The organism is Vibrio sp. DNB22_10_4 (assembly GCF_052879755.1).
The window spans coordinates 1-16,589 of sequence record NZ_JBNNXW010000027.1 but is presented as its reverse complement, the minus strand read 5'-3'; the positions used below and the strand labels follow the sequence as shown (position 1 = coordinate 16,589).

Sequence of the window (16,589 nt, the reverse complement as noted above, 5' to 3'; positions counted from 1 at the left end):
GGCGTAGAAATGGTAATGCCAGGCGACAACATCCAAATGAAAGTTGAGCTAATCGCTCCAATCGCAATGGATGAAGGCCTACGTTTCGCTATCCGTGAAGGTGGCCGTACAGTAGGTGCTGGTGTTGTTGCTAAGATCTTCGACTAATTCCTAGAATTGTCGCAAGCTCTGGTAAAATCTTTGAATAAGATTTGACTAAGCAATGCTAAAAAGGGCATCATTTGATGCCCTTTTTCTGCGCTACTATTTATAGGGGCGCATAATTCACTCAATGACTGCTCAAAGAGTGAATGAATAAAGGATTTATAAGGGTTGAGTTGGAAAGCAATTTCTACCTGAGCCTTTGCATAATATGTTGGTTTGACTCAAATTTTACCAACATTAAAGGAATAAGCCCTGCAGCAGCGGGGTTGTTGTCGTCTAGTTAAGACTTGTCACAGGTTGGTTTTATGAAAGCAAACGCTGAAACTCCTGATAGCTCAAATGCAGCAGATGTAATTAAGTGGATCGTCGCTTTTGCGCTGCTAGCCGCCGCTGTTGTGGGTAATTACCTGTACGGAGAGCTATCTGTAGTTCTTCGCGCTGCAGGTGTAGTTGTATTGATTGCCGCAGCACTTGGTGTTGCAGCTACAACAACAAAAGGTAAGGCAGCTATCACGTTCGCACGTGAAGCGCGCGTAGAAGTTCGCAAAGTGGTTTGGCCAACACGCCAAGAAACGATGCAGACTACGCTAATTGTCCTTGCAGTAAGTATTGTAATGGCGCTTGCGTTATGGGGTATCGACGGCATTATGGTCCGTCTTGTTGCGTTCATAACCGGGTTATAGAGGGTGTTAATTCATGAGTGAAGCTCCGAAAAAACGCTGGTACGTTGTTCAAGCCTTTTCTGGCTTTGAAGGACGTGTGGCTCAGTCTCTTCGCGAACATATCAAAATGCACGCAATGGAAGAGTACTTTGGTGAAGTGCTAGTACCGACTGAAGAAGTTGTGGAAATGCGCGCAGGCCAACGCCGTAAAAGCGAGCGTAAGTTCTTCCCAGGCTACGTTCTTGTTCAGATGATCATGAACGATGAGTCTTGGCACTTAGTACGTAGTGTACCGCGTGTCATGGGCTTCATTGGTGGTACCTCTGACCGTCCAGCACCTATCACAGATAAAGAAGCTGACGCTATCCTTAATCGTCTAGAGAAAGCTAGCGAAGCTCCTCGTCCAAGAACTATGTTCGAAGCGGGTGAAGTGGTACGTGTTAATGAAGGTCCGTTTGCTGACTTCAACGGTACAGTTGAAGAAGTAGATTATGAGAAGAGCCGCTTGAAAGTGTCTGTATCGATCTTTGGTCGTGCAACACCGGTTGAGCTCGACTTTGGTCAAGTTGACAAACTTGATTAATACCGAATTTTTAATGGCTTAGGCCTTTAAGAATGACAGTATAAAAAAACACCATTTTAGGGTTGTTAAAGGCGCGAATTATGCTTATAATTTCGCGCCTTTTTACAGTAATGACTGTAGAAAGTTTTTTCAAAACACGGGGAGCTTTCCTATCGGATAGCGTTTGAACCCAAAATTAGGAAATATCATGGCTAAGAAAGTTGAAGCTTATATCAAACTGCAAGTTGCAGCTGGTATGGCAAACCCAAGTCCACCGGTTGGTCCTGCTCTAGGTCAACACGGTGTGAACATCATGGAATTCTGTAAAGCGTTCAACGCAAAAACAGAATCTATTGAGAAAGGTCTACCGACTCCAGTAGTAATCACTGTATACAACGACCGTTCTTTCACGTTCGTAACTAAGACTCCACCTGCTGCTGTTCTTCTTAAGAAAGCTGCTGGCGTTAAGTCTGGTTCAGGTCGTCCTAACACTGAAAAAGTGGGTACAGTGACTGACGCTCAAGTACAGGAAATCGCAGAAACTAAAGCTGCTGATATGACTGGTGCTGACATTGAAGCGATGAAGCGTTCTATTGCGGGTACTGCTCGTTCAATGGGCCTAGTGGTAGAGGGTTAAGATCATGGCAAAACTTACTAAGCGTATGCGCGTTATTCGCGAAAAAGTTGACGTAACTAAAGAATACGAAATCAACGAAGCTGTAGCTCTTCTTAAAGAACTAGCAACTGCTAAATTCGTTGAGTCTGTAGACGTTGCTGTTAACCTAGGCATCGATGCTCGTAAATCTGACCAGAACGTACGTGGTGCAACTGTACTACCTCACGGTACTGGCCGCGAAATCCGCGTTGCAGTGTTCACTCAAGGTGCAAACGCTGAAGCAGCTAAAGAAGCTGGCGCAGACATCGTAGGTATGGAAGATCTTGCTGAGCAAGTTAAGAAAGGCGAAATGAACTTCGACGTAGTTGTTGCATCTCCAGATGCAATGCGTGTTGTTGGTCAACTAGGTACTATCCTAGGTCCTCGCGGTCTTATGCCAAACCCGAAAGTTGGTACTGTAACTCCTAACGTTGCTGAAGCGGTTAAGAACGCTAAAGCTGGTCAGGTTCGTTACCGTAACGACAAGAACGGCATCGTTCACACTACTATCGGTAAAGTGAACTTCGAAGCGAACCAACTACAAGAGAACCTAGAAACTCTACTAGTTGCGCTTAAGAAAGCGAAGCCGTCTTCAGCGAAAGGTACTTTCCTGAAGAAAATTAGCATCTCTACAACTATGGGTGCTGGTGTTGCTGTAGATCTATCTACACTAGACACACAAGCTTAATTGCTTGCATAGGCGCGAAATTCTTGTATAATTTTGCGCCTATCAAAATTTGTGGTTGAGGCTGAAATCCTAGTGATTTGAGTCTCCATCCAAGACCGTAGGCGTTCTGTAAAGAACTTAATACTACCTACGTAGATGGTGCCAGATAGAAAGGAAGTTGAGCGTAACGTTTATCTTTCTTCTGGAAAGCACCGTATGAACTCCCAAAATCGTGAAGATTTCGGGTGGTGTAAAAACAACCAGGAGTAAATCCAAGATGGCTTTAAACCTTCAAGACAAAAAAGCAATTGTTGCTGAAGTCAACGAAGCAGCCAGTGGTGCACTTTCTGCAGTTGTAGCTGACTCTCGTGGCGTTGAAGTTGGCGCAATGACTTCTCTACGTAAACAAGCGCGTGAAGCGGGTGTTTACATGAAAGTTGTGCGTAACACACTTGCACGCCGTGCGGTTCAGGGTACTGACTATGAGTGTCTAACAGACAACTTCACTGGTCCTACTCTGATCGCGTTCTCTAACGAGCACCCAGGTGCTGCAGCGCGTCTTTTCAAAGACTTCGCTAAAGAGAACAAAGAATTCGAGATCAAAGCTGCTGCATTTGAAGGCGCGGTTACTGATGCTGAAGTACTAGCGACACTACCAACTTACGACGAAGCAATTGCACGCCTAATGATGTGCATGAAAGAAGCTTCTGCAGGCAAGCTGGTACGTACTATCGCTGCACTACGCGACCAAAAAGAAGAAGCTGCGGCATAAGCCTTGCTTTTCACTGGTTGCTATTTAAACTTATTGTTGACTTAAAAGAGAATTGTTATGTCTATTACTAACGAGCAAATCCTAGACGCAGTTGCAGAAATGTCTGTAATGCAAGTTGTTGAGCTTATCGAAGCTATGGAAGAAAAATTCGGCGTAACTGCTGCAGCTGCTGTTGTAGCTGGCGGTGCTGCTGGTGGCGAAGCTGCTGCTGAGCAAACTGAATTCGACGTAATCCTAACTGCTGCTGGCGGTAACAAAGTTGCTGTTATCAAAGCGGTACGTGGCGCAACAGGTCTAGGCCTTAAAGAAGCTAAAGGTCTTGTAGACTCAGCTCCTGCAGCACTTAAAGAAGGTGTTGACAAAGCTGAAGCTGAAGCTCTTAAAGCTCAGCTAGAAGAAGCTGGTGCTTCTGTTGAAGTTAAGTAATTATTGCTTAATTTCTTAGCCGAATAGGCTAATGGCTGGTGGTTTATTGACCACCGGCCTTTTTGCGCTGTAGGGCATAGATGAATTTTCCCGCTGTTTAAGCGTCTATGCACCAAGCAAAAAACGTTGCCTCGACGCTAGAGTCAACGTCACTACAGTAAACAGTTGTTAGTCACTGCCCCATACTCCACCTTAAGTAACTAGGATGGAAGGGCAGTTTGGGTCACTTATCAGCGAGCTGAGGAACCCCATGGTTTACTCTTATACCGAGAAAAAGCGCATCCGTAAGGACTTTGGTACTCGTCCACAAGTTTTGGACATTCCATACCTGCTATCGATCCAGCTTGATTCGTTCGACAAATTCATCGAACAGGATCCAGAGGGTCAGTACGGACTTGAAGCTGCGTTTCGTTCTGTATTTCCAATTCAGAGCTATAACGGCAACTCTGAGCTGCAATACGTTAGCTACCGTCTTGGTGAGCCAGTGTTTGACGTTAAAGAATGTCAAATTCGCGGCGTTACGTATTCAAAGCCACTACGCGTAAAACTACGTCTAGTTATCTTTGATAAAGACGCACCAGCAGGTACCGTAAAAGACATTAAAGAACAAGAAGTCTACATGGGCGAAATTCCGCTTATGACAGACAATGGTACCTTCGTTATCAATGGTACCGAGAGGGTTATCGTATCCCAGCTGCACCGAAGCCCAGGCGTGTTCTTCGACAGCGATAAGGGTAAGACTCACTCTTCAGGTAAAGTTCTTTATAACGCACGTGTTATTCCTTACCGTGGTTCATGGCTCGACTTCGAGTTTGACCCGAAAGATAACCTGTACGTTCGTATCGACCGTCGTCGTAAACTGCCAGCATCGATCATTCTTCGTGCACTAGGTAAGTCTACGCAAGAAATCCTCGATATCTTCTTCGAAAAAGTAAACTTCGAAGTTAAGGATCAAACTCTACTTATGGAGTTGGTTCCTGAGCGTCTACGTGGTGAGACTGCTTCTTTTGATATCGAAGCAAACGGCAATACTTATGTTGAGACTGGTCGTCGCGTTACTGCTCGTCACATCCGCCAACTAGAAAAAGATGGCGTTGAGTTCATTGAAGTACCTGTCGAGTACATCGTAGGTAAAGTAGCTTCTCAAGACTACATCAATGAAGCGACAGGTGAGATCATCGTTGGTGCAAACCAAGAGATCAGCCTAGAAGCACTAGCGAACCTATCTCAGGCCGGCGTTAAAAAACTAGAAGTTCTGTTTACGAACGATCTAGACCACGGTCCGTTCATGTCTGACACTGTTCGTGTCGACAGCACGGTAGACCGCATCTCTGCATTGGTAGAAATCTACCGCATGATGCGCCCTGGTGAGCCGCCAACAAAAGAAGCTGCAGAAGCACTATTCGAAAGCCTATTCTTCTCAGAAGAGCGTTATGACCTATCGACCGTTGGTCGTATGAAGTTCAACAGCTCTATCATGCGTGAAGATGCTCTAGAACAGGGTACGCTGGATGAGACTGATATCATCGAAGTGATGAAGAAGCTTATCGCGATCCGTAACGGTATCGGTGAAGTCGATGATATCGACCACCTAGGTAACCGTCGTATCCGTTCTGTAGGTGAAATGGCTGAGAACCAATTCCGTGTTGGTCTTGTACGTGTTGAGCGTGCAGTGAAAGAGCGTTTGAGCCTAGGTGACCTTGATGCAATCATGCCTCAAGACCTAATCAACGCTAAGCCTATCTCTGCGGCAGTTAAAGAATTCTTCGGTTCTTCACAGCTATCTCAGTTTATGGACCAGAACAACCCGCTTTCAGAAGTGACGCACAAGCGTCGTATTTCTGCATTGGGTCCTGGCGGTCTAACTCGTGAGCGTGCTGGCTTCGAAGTACGTGACGTACACGTAACTCACTACGGTCGTCTATGTCCTATCGAAACACCTGAAGGTCCGAACATCGGTCTAATTAACTCTCTATCAGCATTCGCGCGCTGTAACGAGTACGGTTTCCTAGAAACTCCGTACCGCCGCGTCGTTGATGGTGTAGTAACTGACGAAGTTGATTACCTATCAGCAATCGAAGAAGGCCAATTCGTTATCGCACAGGCTAACGCTGCGCTAACTGAAGAAGGTACTTTCGATGACGAGCTAATCACGGCACGTCAAAAAGGTGAATCTGGTCTTCACCCACGCGACCATGTTAACTACATGGACGTTGCAACAAACCAAGTAGTATCTATCGCTGCGTCGCTTATCCCGTTCCTAGAACACGATGATGCGAACCGTGCATTGATGGGTGCGAACATGCAACGTCAGGCTGTTCCAACACTTAAGGCTGACAAGCCTCTAGTTGGTACTGGTATCGAGCGCAATGTAGCGGTTGACTCTGGTGTTACAGCAGTAGCTAAGCGTGGCGGTAGCGTTCAGTCTGTAGATGCTTCTCGTATCGTTATCAAAGTTAACGAAGATGAGCTGATCCCTGGCGAAGCGGGTATCGATATCTACAACCTGACTAAGTACACGCGTTCGAACCAGAACACTTGTATTAACCAGCGCCCAACCGTACTACCTGGTGAGCCAGTAGCACGCGGTGACGTTCTTGCTGATGGTCCTTCAACAGACCTTGGTGAGCTAGCGCTTGGTCAAAACATGCGTATCGCGTTCATGCCTTGGAACGGTTACAACTTCGAAGACTCGATCTTAGTATCTGAGCGCGTAGTTCAAGAAGACCGCTTCACGACAATCCACATCCAAGAACTATCTTGTGTGGCACGTGATACTAAGCTGGGTTCTGAAGAGATCACAGCGGATATTCCAAACGTAGGTGAGTCTGCTCTGTCTAAACTAGACGAGTCAGGTATCGTTTACATTGGTGCTGAAGTTAAGGGTGGCGACATCCTAGTTGGTAAAGTAACGCCTAAAGGTGAAACTCAGCTAACTCCAGAAGAGAAGCTACTACGTGCGATCTTCGGTGAAAAAGCATCTGACGTTAAAGATACTTCACTACGTGTACCTAACTCTATTTCAGGTACCATCATTGACGTTCAAGTCTTCACTCGCGATGGCGTAGAGAAAGACAAGCGTGCTCTAGAAATTGAGCAAATGCAGCTGAAAGAAGCGAAGAAAGACCTAACTGAAGAATTCCAGATTCTTGAGGGTGGCCTTCTAAACCGTGTTCGCGCTGTACTACTTCAAGGTGGTTACTCTGACGCTAAACTAGATACTATCGATCGTAAGAAGTGGCTAGAGCTAACGCTAGAAGACGATGCAATGCAAACTCAGCTTGAGCAACTTGCAGAGCAGTACGACGAGCTAAAAGCAGACTTTGATAAGAAGTTTGAAACTAAGCGTCGTAAGATCACTCAAGGTGATGATCTAGCGCCTGGCGTTCTTAAGATTGTTAAAGTTTACCTAGCGGTTAAACGTCGTATCCAGCCTGGTGATAAGATGGCGGGTCGTCACGGTAACAAGGGTGTAATCTCTAAGATCAACCCTGTTGAAGACATGCCTTACGATGAGAAAGGTCAGCCTGTCGACATCGTACTTAACCCACTGGGTGTACCTTCGCGTATGAACATCGGTCAGATCCTTGAGGTTCACTTAGGTCTGGCAGCGAAAGGTATCGGTGACAAGATCAACCAGATGGTGAAAGAGCAGCAAGAGCTAGCGAAATTCCGCGAATTCCTGCAGAAGGTTTACGATCTAGGTGGTACTCGTCAGAACGTTGATATTGCATCACTGTCTGATGACGAAGTACGTACTCTGGTTAAGAACCTACGTGGCGGTCTACCGATTGCTACACCTGTCTTTGACGGTGCGTCTGAGAAGTCTATTAAAGAACTTCTAAAACTGGGTGACCTACCAGAATCTGGTCAGCTAACTCTGTTTGACGGTCGTACTGGTGATACGTTTGAGCGTCCTGTAACTGTTGGTTACATGTACATGCTGAAACTAAACCACCTTGTTGATGACAAGATGCACGCTCGTTCAACTGGTTCGTACAGCCTAGTAACTCAGCAGCCACTTGGTGGTAAAGCTCAGTTCGGTGGTCAGCGTTTCGGTGAGATGGAAGTATGGGCACTAGAAGCATACGGTGCTGCATATACGCTTCAAGAAATGCTAACGGTTAAGTCTGATGACGTTAACGGCCGTACCAAGATGTACAAAAACATCGTCGATGGTAACCACAGCATGGAACCTGGCATGCCAGAATCGTTCAACGTACTGTTGAAAGAGATCCGCTCGCTAGGTATCAACATCGAGCTAGAAGACGAATAATCCCTCTGGATTATCTGGTAGAAAAGGGGCTCGCACAGGTTTGCTGACCTAGCGAGTTCCTTTTTAAACTCCTTACAGGAGCTGATTGTGAAAGACTTATTAAACTTTCTAAAAGCACAGCATAAGACCGAAGAATTTGATGCAATCAAAATCGGTCTATCTTCACCTGACATGATTCGTTCATGGTCTTTTGGTGAAGTTAAAAAACCAGAAACTATCAACTATCGTACGTTCAAGCCTGAGCGCGATGGTCTGTTCTGTGCGCGTATCTTTGGCCCAGTTAAAGACTACGAATGTCTTTGTGGCAAATATAAGCGTCTGAAGCACCGTGGTGTTATCTGTGAGAAGTGTGGTGTTGAAGTTACACAAACTAAAGTTCGTCGTGACCGTATGGGCCACATCGAGCTTGCGTCTCCAGTAGCTCACATCTGGTTCCTAAAATCGCTACCATCTCGTATCGGTTTGCTAATGGACATCCCGCTACGTGATATCGAGCGCGTTCTTTACTTCGAAATGTACGTAGTAACAGAACCGGGTATGACGGATCTAGAAAAATCACAGATGCTTACTGAAGAAGAGTATCTTGATCGTCTAGAAGAGTGGGGTGATGAGTTCACTGCTAAGATGGGTGCAGAAGCGATCAAAGATCTGCTGTCTACTATGGACATGCACGCTGAAGCAGAGATGATGCGCGAAGAGCTTGAGTCTACCAACTCAGAAACTAAGCGTAAGAAAATCACTAAGCGTCTGAAGCTAGTTGAAGCATTTATTCAATCAGGTAACAACCCTGAGTGGATGATCCTAACTGTGCTTCCGGTACTTCCGCCAGATCTACGTCCTCTAGTACCACTAGATGGCGGCCGTTTCGCAACGTCTGATCTGAACGACCTATACCGTCGCGTAATCAACCGTAACAACCGTTTGAAGCGTCTTCTAGAGCTAGCGGCTCCGGACATCATCGTACGTAACGAAAAGCGTATGCTGCAAGAGTCTGTTGATGCCCTTCTAGATAACGGTCGTCGCGGTCGTGCGATCACAGGTTCGAACAAGCGTCCTCTGAAATCTCTTGCTGATATGATCAAGGGTAAACAAGGTCGTTTCCGTCAGAACCTACTAGGTAAGCGTGTAGACTACTCTGGCCGTTCTGTAATCACAGTAGGTCCATACCTTCGTCTACATCAGTGTGGTCTTCCTAAGAAGATGGCACTAGAGCTATTCAAACCATTTATCTACAGCAAGCTAGAAACTCGTGGCATGGCGACGACTATCAAAGCAGCTAAGAAGATGGTAGAGCGCGAAGAAGCGATCGTTTGGGATATCCTAGACGAAGTTATCCGCGAACACCCAGTACTATTGAACCGTGCACCAACACTTCACCGTCTTGGTATTCAGGCGTTCGAACCAGTACTAATCGAAGGTAAAGCGATTCAGCTACACCCACTAGTGTGTGCGGCATACAACGCGGACTTCGATGGTGACCAAATGGCGGTTCACGTGCCTCTAACTCTAGAAGCACAGCTTGAAGCTCGTACTCTGATGATGTCGACAAACAACATTCTGTCGCCAGCATCGGGCGATCCGATCATCGTACCTTCTCAGGACGTTGTATTGGGTCTTTACTATATGACGCGTGACAAGATCAACGTTAAAGGTGAAGGTATGTACCTTGCTGGCCCTGAAGAGGCTGAGAAGGCATACCGTACTAAGAGCGCAGAGCTTCACGCTCGCGTAAAAGTACGTATCACTGAGACAGTGGTTGACGAAGATGGTAACAGCACAACAAGCACAGACATGGTAGATACTACTGTGGGTCGTGCAATGTTGTGGCAAATCGTACCAAAAGGTCTTCCATACAGCTTGGTAAACCAAAAGCTAGGTAAGAAGCAAATCTCTAACCTACTGAATGAGTGTTACCGTAAGCTTGGTCTTAAAGACACAGTAATTTTTGCTGACCAAATTATGTACGCTGGTTTCGCTTACGCGGCACTATCAGGCGTTTCAGTTGGTATCGATGACATGGTTGTACCTCAAGCGAAGTACGACGAAATCGAATCAGCAGAAGAAGAAGTTCGCGAAATTCAAGACCAGTTCCAATCAGGTCTTGTAACAGCGGGTGAGCGCTACAACAAAGTGATCGATATTTGGGCATCGACCAACGATCGCGTAGCGAAAGCGATGATGGACAACCTATCATCTGAAACGGTTACTAACCGTGACGGTGAAGAAGAGCAACAAGAGTCGTTCAACAGCATCTACATGATGGCTGACTCGGGCGCTCGTGGTTCTGCAGCTCAGATTCGTCAGCTTGCTGGTATGCGTGGTCTGATGGCACGTCCAGATGGTTCAATCATCGAGACGCCAATCACCGCGAACTTTAAAGAAGGTCTAAACGTACTTCAGTACTTTATCTCAACGCACGGTGCTCGTAAGGGTCTTGCGGATACGGCACTGAAAACAGCGAACTCGGGTTACCTAACCCGTCGTCTTGTTGACGTTGCTCAGGACGTTGTTGTTCACGAACACGATTGTGGCACCCATGAAGGTGTTGACATGATGCCTCATATCGAAGGTGGTGACGTTAAAGTTGCACTTTCTGAGCTAGCACTAGGTCGTGTTGTTGCTGAAGATGTTCTTAAGCCAGGTACTGAAGAAGTTCTGATCCCACGTAATACTCTGATTGATGAGAAGTGGTGTCAGATCATGGAAGATAACTCTGTAGACAGCATGAAAGTGCGCTCAGTAGTTACCTGTGATGCAGACTTCGGTTGTTGTGCACAGTGTTACGGTCGTGACCTAGCACGTGGTCACCTAGTGAACCAAGGTGAAGCAGTGGGCGTTATCGCTGCTCAGTCTATCGGTGAGCCGGGTACACAGCTTACGATGCGTACGTTCCACATCGGTGGTGCGGCATCTACTGCAGCAGCAGAGAACAGCATCCAAGCGAAGAACACAGGTTCTGTGAAACTTCACAACGCTAAGTTTGTTATCAACAAAGATAAGAAACTGGTTATCACCTCTCGTGCGTCAGAAATGACGATTATCGATGAGTTCGGTCGTACCAAAGAGAAGCACAAACTTCCTTACGGTTCGATGCTAACTAAAGGTGACAACGATGCAGTTCAAGCTGGTGAAACAGTAGCGAACTGGGAAGCGCACACGCTTCCAATCATCACTGAAGTAGCAGGTCGCATCCAGTTCGTAGACATGATCGACGGCGTAACTGTTTCTCGTCAAACAGATGACCTAACAGGTCTATCTTCAAGCGAAGTAACAGAAGCGGCAGCTCGCCCAGCAGCAGGTAAAGATATGCGTCCAGCAATCAAACTTGTTGATGAGCAAGGTAAAGACGTAATGATCGCCGGTACTGAAATGCCTGCACTTTACTTCCTACCTGGTAAAGCGATTGTAAACATCGAAGATGGCGCAGAAGTAGGTGTGGGTGATACGCTAGCACGTATTCCACAAAAATCTGGTGGTAACAAAGATATCACCGGTGGTCTACCTCGCGTTGCGGACCTATTCGAAGCTCGTAAGCCAAAAGAGCCAGCTATCCTTGCTGAGCACTCTGGTACCGTTTCATTCGGTAAAGAGACGAAAGGTAAGCGTCGTCTGATCATCGCTCGTGATGGCGGTGACAACTACGAAGAGATGATTCCTAAGCATCGTCAGCTTAACGTGTTCGAAGGTGAGCGCGTTGAACGTGGTGACGTAATTGCGGATGGTCCAGAAACTCCACATGACATTCTACGTCTACGTGGTATCCACGCTGTGACTCAATACATCGCGAACGAAGTTCAAGAAGTATACCGTCTACAGGGTGTTAAGATTAACGATAAGCACATTGAGACTATCGTTCGTCAGATGCTACGTAAGTGTACAATCACGCATGCTGGTGATTCTGAGTTCCTACCTGGTGAGCAAGTTGAGTACTCTCAAGTTAAGATTGCAAACCGTGCTCTAGAAGCAGAAGGTAAAGAACTCGTTCGCTTCGAACGTGACCTACTAGGTATCACTAAGGCATCTCTAGCAACAGAATCGTTCATCTCTGCGGCATCGTTCCAAGAAACGACGCGCGTACTAACAGAGGCAGCGGTATCTGGTAAGCGTGATGACCTACGTGGTCTGAAAGAGAACGTTATCGTGGGTCGTCTGATCCCAGCGGGTACTGGTTTTGCGTATCACCAAGACCGTCAAGCTAAGCGTGACGAATCTCAGGAAGGTCCATCAGCTGAACAAGCGACGGATAACCTAGCTGCGCTACTAAACGCAGGTTTCTCTTCTGACGAGTAATCGCAGAGTGAAATGAAAAAAGGCGCCGAAAGGCGCCTTTTTTGTGTCTGAAACCCGGAACTATCGCTGTTTTTACGTGGGTTCACCACCAATAAGCTGATGAATGCTTTCAATGTGCGAACCCTAAAGCGCCCGTCATTCCACTGGCCGTGCGCCTGCGTAGGCAGGAACCTTCTAGAGGCTTGGTGCACGTTTTGAGTAGACCCTCGCCTGCGCAGGGGTGACGGTCACTTTGAGTGAGGCTATTTTGGTATGATGATTATTTAGACGTGATAGCTCCACAACGCGCGTCATTCCACTGGCCGTGCGCCTGCGAGGCAGGAATCTTCTTGAGGCTGGGTGTACGCTTTGAGTAGACCCCTGCCTGCGCAGGGGTGACGGCCATTTTGCGTGTGACTATATTTAGTATGCAAACCCTAAAACGCGCGTCATTCCTGCGTAGGCAGGAATCTTCTAGAGGCTGGGTGCACACTTTGACTAGCCCCCTGCCTGCGCAGGCGCGCGGCTAGTGGGGTGACGGTGATTCTGGATTCAGAAGTGCTAACTATTGCACTATTACTTACGCGCCCGGCGGAATCGCCAAACTGTCCGCAATCAGCTGAATCAGCTTATCTTCCACCTCAAAGCGCAGCTCAAGTATCTCACCCACCTTCGACATATCTTCCTCAAAACCAGGAAGTTCATCCTCAAACTTCACTTGCACGTACTTGTCATTAAACTCAAGCAGTGGGTCTGTAGTGAGAACGATTTTAGCGTAGGTCGCGTCGATATCTTCATTGGTTTTAAAACCAGTCGCTTTCCACTTATCCATCACCATGTCATAGATCTTAAAGTGACCTTCGGAGATGTAATCCACGAGATGATCGCAGAATGAGCTAATTTCTTTGGCGGTTGGCAGCTCGATCACATTGGATTGAGCGTTGGCAGGTTGAAGTGAGCCGAGCTTACAGTACTCAACGATAAGCGCTTGTCTTGTTTCTAGCCAGTGGTCGATGACTTCGCTAGAGCCACCCCATTGTTCTTGTACTTGTTTGAATTTATTTAACATGACCATGTCCTCATGATCGGCACTGCAATTGGCAGCTGCACGCTTTGTAACGACAAAGAGTAAAGAGAAATCGTTTCTCATTTACCAGAATTAGAATTTCGAGTTTTCTAGCTGGTATGAATTTAGATTGCCAGTAAAATGGTCGAACTGCAAGTGAAGAGGATTGATGATGTTAAAAAAAAGTAAAGCAACCATTCATCAGGCTTATTGGTGTGTGGTCTCAGGGAACGAACTTTGGCTTGCAGATGGTGATGTCCCGTTTGGCTTAGCTGAGCAATTCTCTCTACCTGCCGAGCAAGCGATTCAAGTGGGTGAGTTTGAAGGGCAACCCGTTATGTGGATTAACGATGCCGACTTAGACGGCGAGCGAGAACTGACATCGTTACGCGAATTACTCCATTTGCCAGAAGCGCTGTTCTATCAACTTTCCAAAGCAATTCAATACGGCTATATGAGCCAATCTATGCGATTTTGTCCTCAGTGCGGAGGTCGTAATCATCTCAACCACAATCAGCTTGCTATGCAGTGTCAGGACTGCAGAACGCTGCATTATCCCCGTATTTTTCCATGCATTATTGTTGCTGTTCGAAAAGCTCAGCAAATCTTGCTTGCGCAGCACAACCGTCACGCGGGGGGCATGTACACGGTGATTGCTGGCTTTTTGGAAGTGGGCGAAACACTCGAGACTTGCGTTGCCCGTGAAGTGGAAGAAGAAACCGGGATTAAGGTGGGCAACATCCGCTATTTTGGCAGCCAGCCATGGGCATTTCCATCGAGTATGATGATGGCGTTTCTTGCTGATTACGAGAGTGGTGAGATAAAACCGGATTACACGGAACTTAAAGATGCGCAGTGGTTTAATGCCAATGAACTGCCGCTGGTGGCACCGGAAGGGACGATTGCTAGAGCGCTGATTCATGCTACGGTCGACGCCGCTTCAGCAGAAAAATGACAAAAAAAACCCTCCGCGAGCGGAGGGGGTAAGTAAGATGTCGTTATGAGATGCTGAGTCTTAAGACTCAGTAGTATTATTGTAATTTTCGCTAGCAAACAAACTTTTAACATTCCTTTTCTCCATTGGCAAATTCACCTCAAAACTGCGTATTGATAATATGATCTGCTTTGCAAAGTGACTCTTTTTTGAGCGTTCACGCAGCATACTGGATGACCCTCAAAATTTAGTAAAAGAATTGTTATCTAAGGCTGCCAACCATGAATGAATAGCGGTAAACTAACGCCTTTCGAATTGGAGAAAAAAGAATGACGGAATTAAAGAACGATCGCTATCTTCGAGCGTTGCTAAAGCAACCTGTAGATTACACACCAGTATGGATGATGCGCCAAGCAGGTCGCTACCTTCCAGAATATCGTGAGACTCGCTCTGTGGCGGGTGATTTCATGTCACTGTGTAAGAATGCAGAGCTAGCGTCTGAGGTGACACTTCAGCCACTACGCCGTTTCCCGCTAGATGCCGCCATTCTATTTTCTGACATCTTGACGATTCCAGATGCAATGGGTCTAGGCTTGTATTTTGAAGCGGGTGAAGGCCCTAAGTTTGAGCGTCCAATCACGTGTAAAGCAGATGTCGACAAGATTGGCCTTCCAGATCCAGAAGGTGAGCTGAAATACGTCATGAATGCGGTTCGTCAGATCCGTAAAGACCTAAACGGTGACGTACCACTTATCGGCTTCTCAGGAAGCCCGTGGACGTTGGCGACTTACATGGTTGAAGGTGGCAGCTCGAAAGCATTCACTAAGATCAAAAAGATGATGTACGCAGAGCCACAAATCCTGCATGCACTTCTGGATAAGCTAGCAGACAGCGTAATCGAATACTTAAATGCACAGATCAAAGCTGGTGCACAATCTGTAATGGTATTTGATACTTGGGGTGGCGTCCTAACGCCTCGTGACTACAACCTGTTCTCACTTCAGTACATGCACAAGATTGTGGATGGCCTGATTCGTGAAAATGAAGGTCGCCGCGTTCCTGTGACATTGTTCACTAAGAATGGTGGCATGTGGCTAGAGCAAATCGCAGCAACGGGCTGTGATGCTGTCGGTCTAGACTGGACAATTAACATTGCCGATGCGAAAGCTCGCGTGGGTGACAAAGTGGCGCTTCAAGGCAACATGGATCCATCGATGCTTTACGCACAACCAGAGCGTATTCGTGAAGAAGTGGCTACCATTCTAGAAGGCTTTGGCGATGGCGGCACAGGGCACGTATTCAACCTTGGTCACGGCATTCACCTTGACGTGCCGCCAGAAAACGCAGGTGTGTTTGTTGAAGCGGTTCACGAGCTATCTAAGCCATACCACAAGTAATAAACTGCCAATTACTGACGTCTAAATAATGAGATGCCGTTATTTCCTAAAGGGGACTAACGGCATTTTTGTTGGAGTTTGACTACGCTTTAACGAGGTTTTGTGTAGTGAGGCACCCCAATGTTCAAAGTGCTTATTTCCTTTCTAGCTTCGTTGCTACTTCTCACTGGTTGTGCCTCTGACGTCGCGACCGATTACAACTCTAGCGTCAACTTCGCAGCGTTCAACACTTATCAATACCAAGAAAACGCTGGGGTGCCAGTTAGCCTAGATAGTGCCCGCATCAAACAAGCCGTTGATAACGAACTCAATGTTAGAGGCTTTTCCATGGTGGAACAGGACGCAGACCTAGTTGTGCGCTATGCCATCCTTGAGGGCACAGAATTAAGGGCAGACGGCCCTAGTTTTGGTTTTGGCATCGGAACGGGTGGGTATAACAGCGGTTATGGTGTTGGTGTTCGCACCCCAACGCGAGTCAAGGAGAAGAAGTTCGGCAAATTGGCGGTCGAGCTTGTTGACCCAAAAACGAATGACGTGGTGTGGCGCTCAGTCTCGCAGCGCCAGTTGACTGAAACAATGGAGCCAGCCGATAGAGATATATTTGTTCAGGAGCAGGTTCATAAGATGTTTGAGGAGTATCCAACTAGGTAGACTAGTTGTGCTAGGTGAGCTCACCATTCACGTCATTCCTGCGCAGGCAGGAATCTAGCTGAGGCTTGGTGCGCGCTTTGAGTAGACCCCTGCCTACGCAGGCGCGCG

Annotated in this window: 13 protein-coding genes; 12 read left to right on the top strand and 1 reads right to left on the bottom strand. The window is 46.9% G+C overall.

What is annotated here, in order from left to right; genetic code table 11:
- The 9 genes from ACVA6Q_RS24215 to rpoC all read left to right on the top strand — a co-directional run.
- Positions 1-147: EF-Tu C-terminal domain-related protein (locus ACVA6Q_RS24215; protein WP_446649175.1), on the top strand; the 147-nt coding region annotated here is incomplete at its 5' end.
- Between the two features lie 302 nt (positions 148-449).
- Complete coding sequence (gene secE / locus ACVA6Q_RS24210; RefSeq protein WP_042478967.1) at positions 450-827, top strand: preprotein translocase subunit SecE; 378 nt, start codon at positions 450-452, stop codon at positions 825-827.
- 13 nt (positions 828-840) lie between these two features.
- The gene (gene nusG, locus ACVA6Q_RS24205) at positions 841-1,389 is read left to right on the top strand and encodes a transcription termination/antitermination protein NusG (protein ID WP_042503218.1); all 549 of its coding nucleotides are present in this window, start codon (positions 841-843) and stop codon (positions 1,387-1,389) included.
- A gap of 187 nt (positions 1,390-1,576) precedes the next feature.
- Positions 1,577-2,005 carry a 50S ribosomal protein L11 gene (rplK, locus tag ACVA6Q_RS24200; protein ID WP_112460208.1) on the top strand — a complete coding sequence of 143 codons (429 nt, stop codon included), beginning with the start codon at positions 1,577-1,579 and terminating at the stop codon, positions 2,003-2,005.
- 4 nt (positions 2,006-2,009) lie between these two features.
- Positions 2,010-2,711 (top strand): 50S ribosomal protein L1, encoded by a 702-nt coding sequence (gene rplA / locus ACVA6Q_RS24195; protein WP_353497586.1) that lies wholly within the window; start codon positions 2,010-2,012, stop codon positions 2,709-2,711.
- Positions 2,712-2,967: 256 nt separating this feature from the next.
- Positions 2,968-3,462 (top strand): 50S ribosomal protein L10, encoded by a 495-nt coding sequence (gene rplJ / locus ACVA6Q_RS24190; RefSeq protein ID WP_338165614.1) that lies wholly within the window; start codon positions 2,968-2,970, stop codon positions 3,460-3,462.
- A gap of 57 nt (positions 3,463-3,519) precedes the next feature.
- Complete coding sequence (gene rplL / locus ACVA6Q_RS24185) at positions 3,520-3,888, top strand: 50S ribosomal protein L7/L12 (protein WP_353497587.1); 369 nt, start codon at positions 3,520-3,522, stop codon at positions 3,886-3,888.
- A gap of 250 nt (positions 3,889-4,138) precedes the next feature.
- Complete coding sequence (gene rpoB, locus ACVA6Q_RS24180; RefSeq protein ID WP_353497588.1) at positions 4,139-8,164, top strand: DNA-directed RNA polymerase subunit beta; 4,026 nt, start codon at positions 4,139-4,141, stop codon at positions 8,162-8,164.
- A gap of 87 nt (positions 8,165-8,251) precedes the next feature.
- Complete coding sequence (gene rpoC / locus ACVA6Q_RS24175; RefSeq protein WP_418641853.1) at positions 8,252-12,454, top strand: DNA-directed RNA polymerase subunit beta'; 4,203 nt, start codon at positions 8,252-8,254, stop codon at positions 12,452-12,454.
- Between the two features lie 559 nt (positions 12,455-13,013).
- On the opposite strand, the gene rsd is transcribed toward rpoC, so the two are convergent.
- Positions 13,014-13,508 (bottom strand): sigma D regulator, encoded by a 495-nt coding sequence (gene rsd, locus ACVA6Q_RS24170; RefSeq protein ID WP_446649174.1) that lies wholly within the window; start codon positions 13,506-13,508, stop codon positions 13,014-13,016.
- A 163-nt stretch (positions 13,509-13,671) separates the two neighbouring features.
- On the opposite strand from rsd, the gene nudC reads away from it, so the two are divergent.
- From nudC to ACVA6Q_RS24155, 3 genes are all read left to right on the top strand, one after another.
- The gene (nudC, locus tag ACVA6Q_RS24165) at positions 13,672-14,454 is read left to right on the top strand and encodes an NAD(+) diphosphatase (protein ID WP_446649173.1); all 783 of its coding nucleotides are present in this window, start codon (positions 13,672-13,674) and stop codon (positions 14,452-14,454) included.
- A gap of 308 nt (positions 14,455-14,762) precedes the next feature.
- Positions 14,763-15,830 carry a uroporphyrinogen decarboxylase gene (gene hemE / locus ACVA6Q_RS24160; protein ID WP_418641854.1) on the top strand — a complete coding sequence of 356 codons (1,068 nt, stop codon included), beginning with the start codon at positions 14,763-14,765 and terminating at the stop codon, positions 15,828-15,830.
- A gap of 120 nt (positions 15,831-15,950) precedes the next feature.
- Complete coding sequence (locus ACVA6Q_RS24155; RefSeq protein ID WP_446649172.1) at positions 15,951-16,481, top strand: DUF4136 domain-containing protein; 531 nt, start codon at positions 15,951-15,953, stop codon at positions 16,479-16,481.
- The last annotated feature ends 108 nt before the right edge of the window (positions 16,482-16,589 follow it).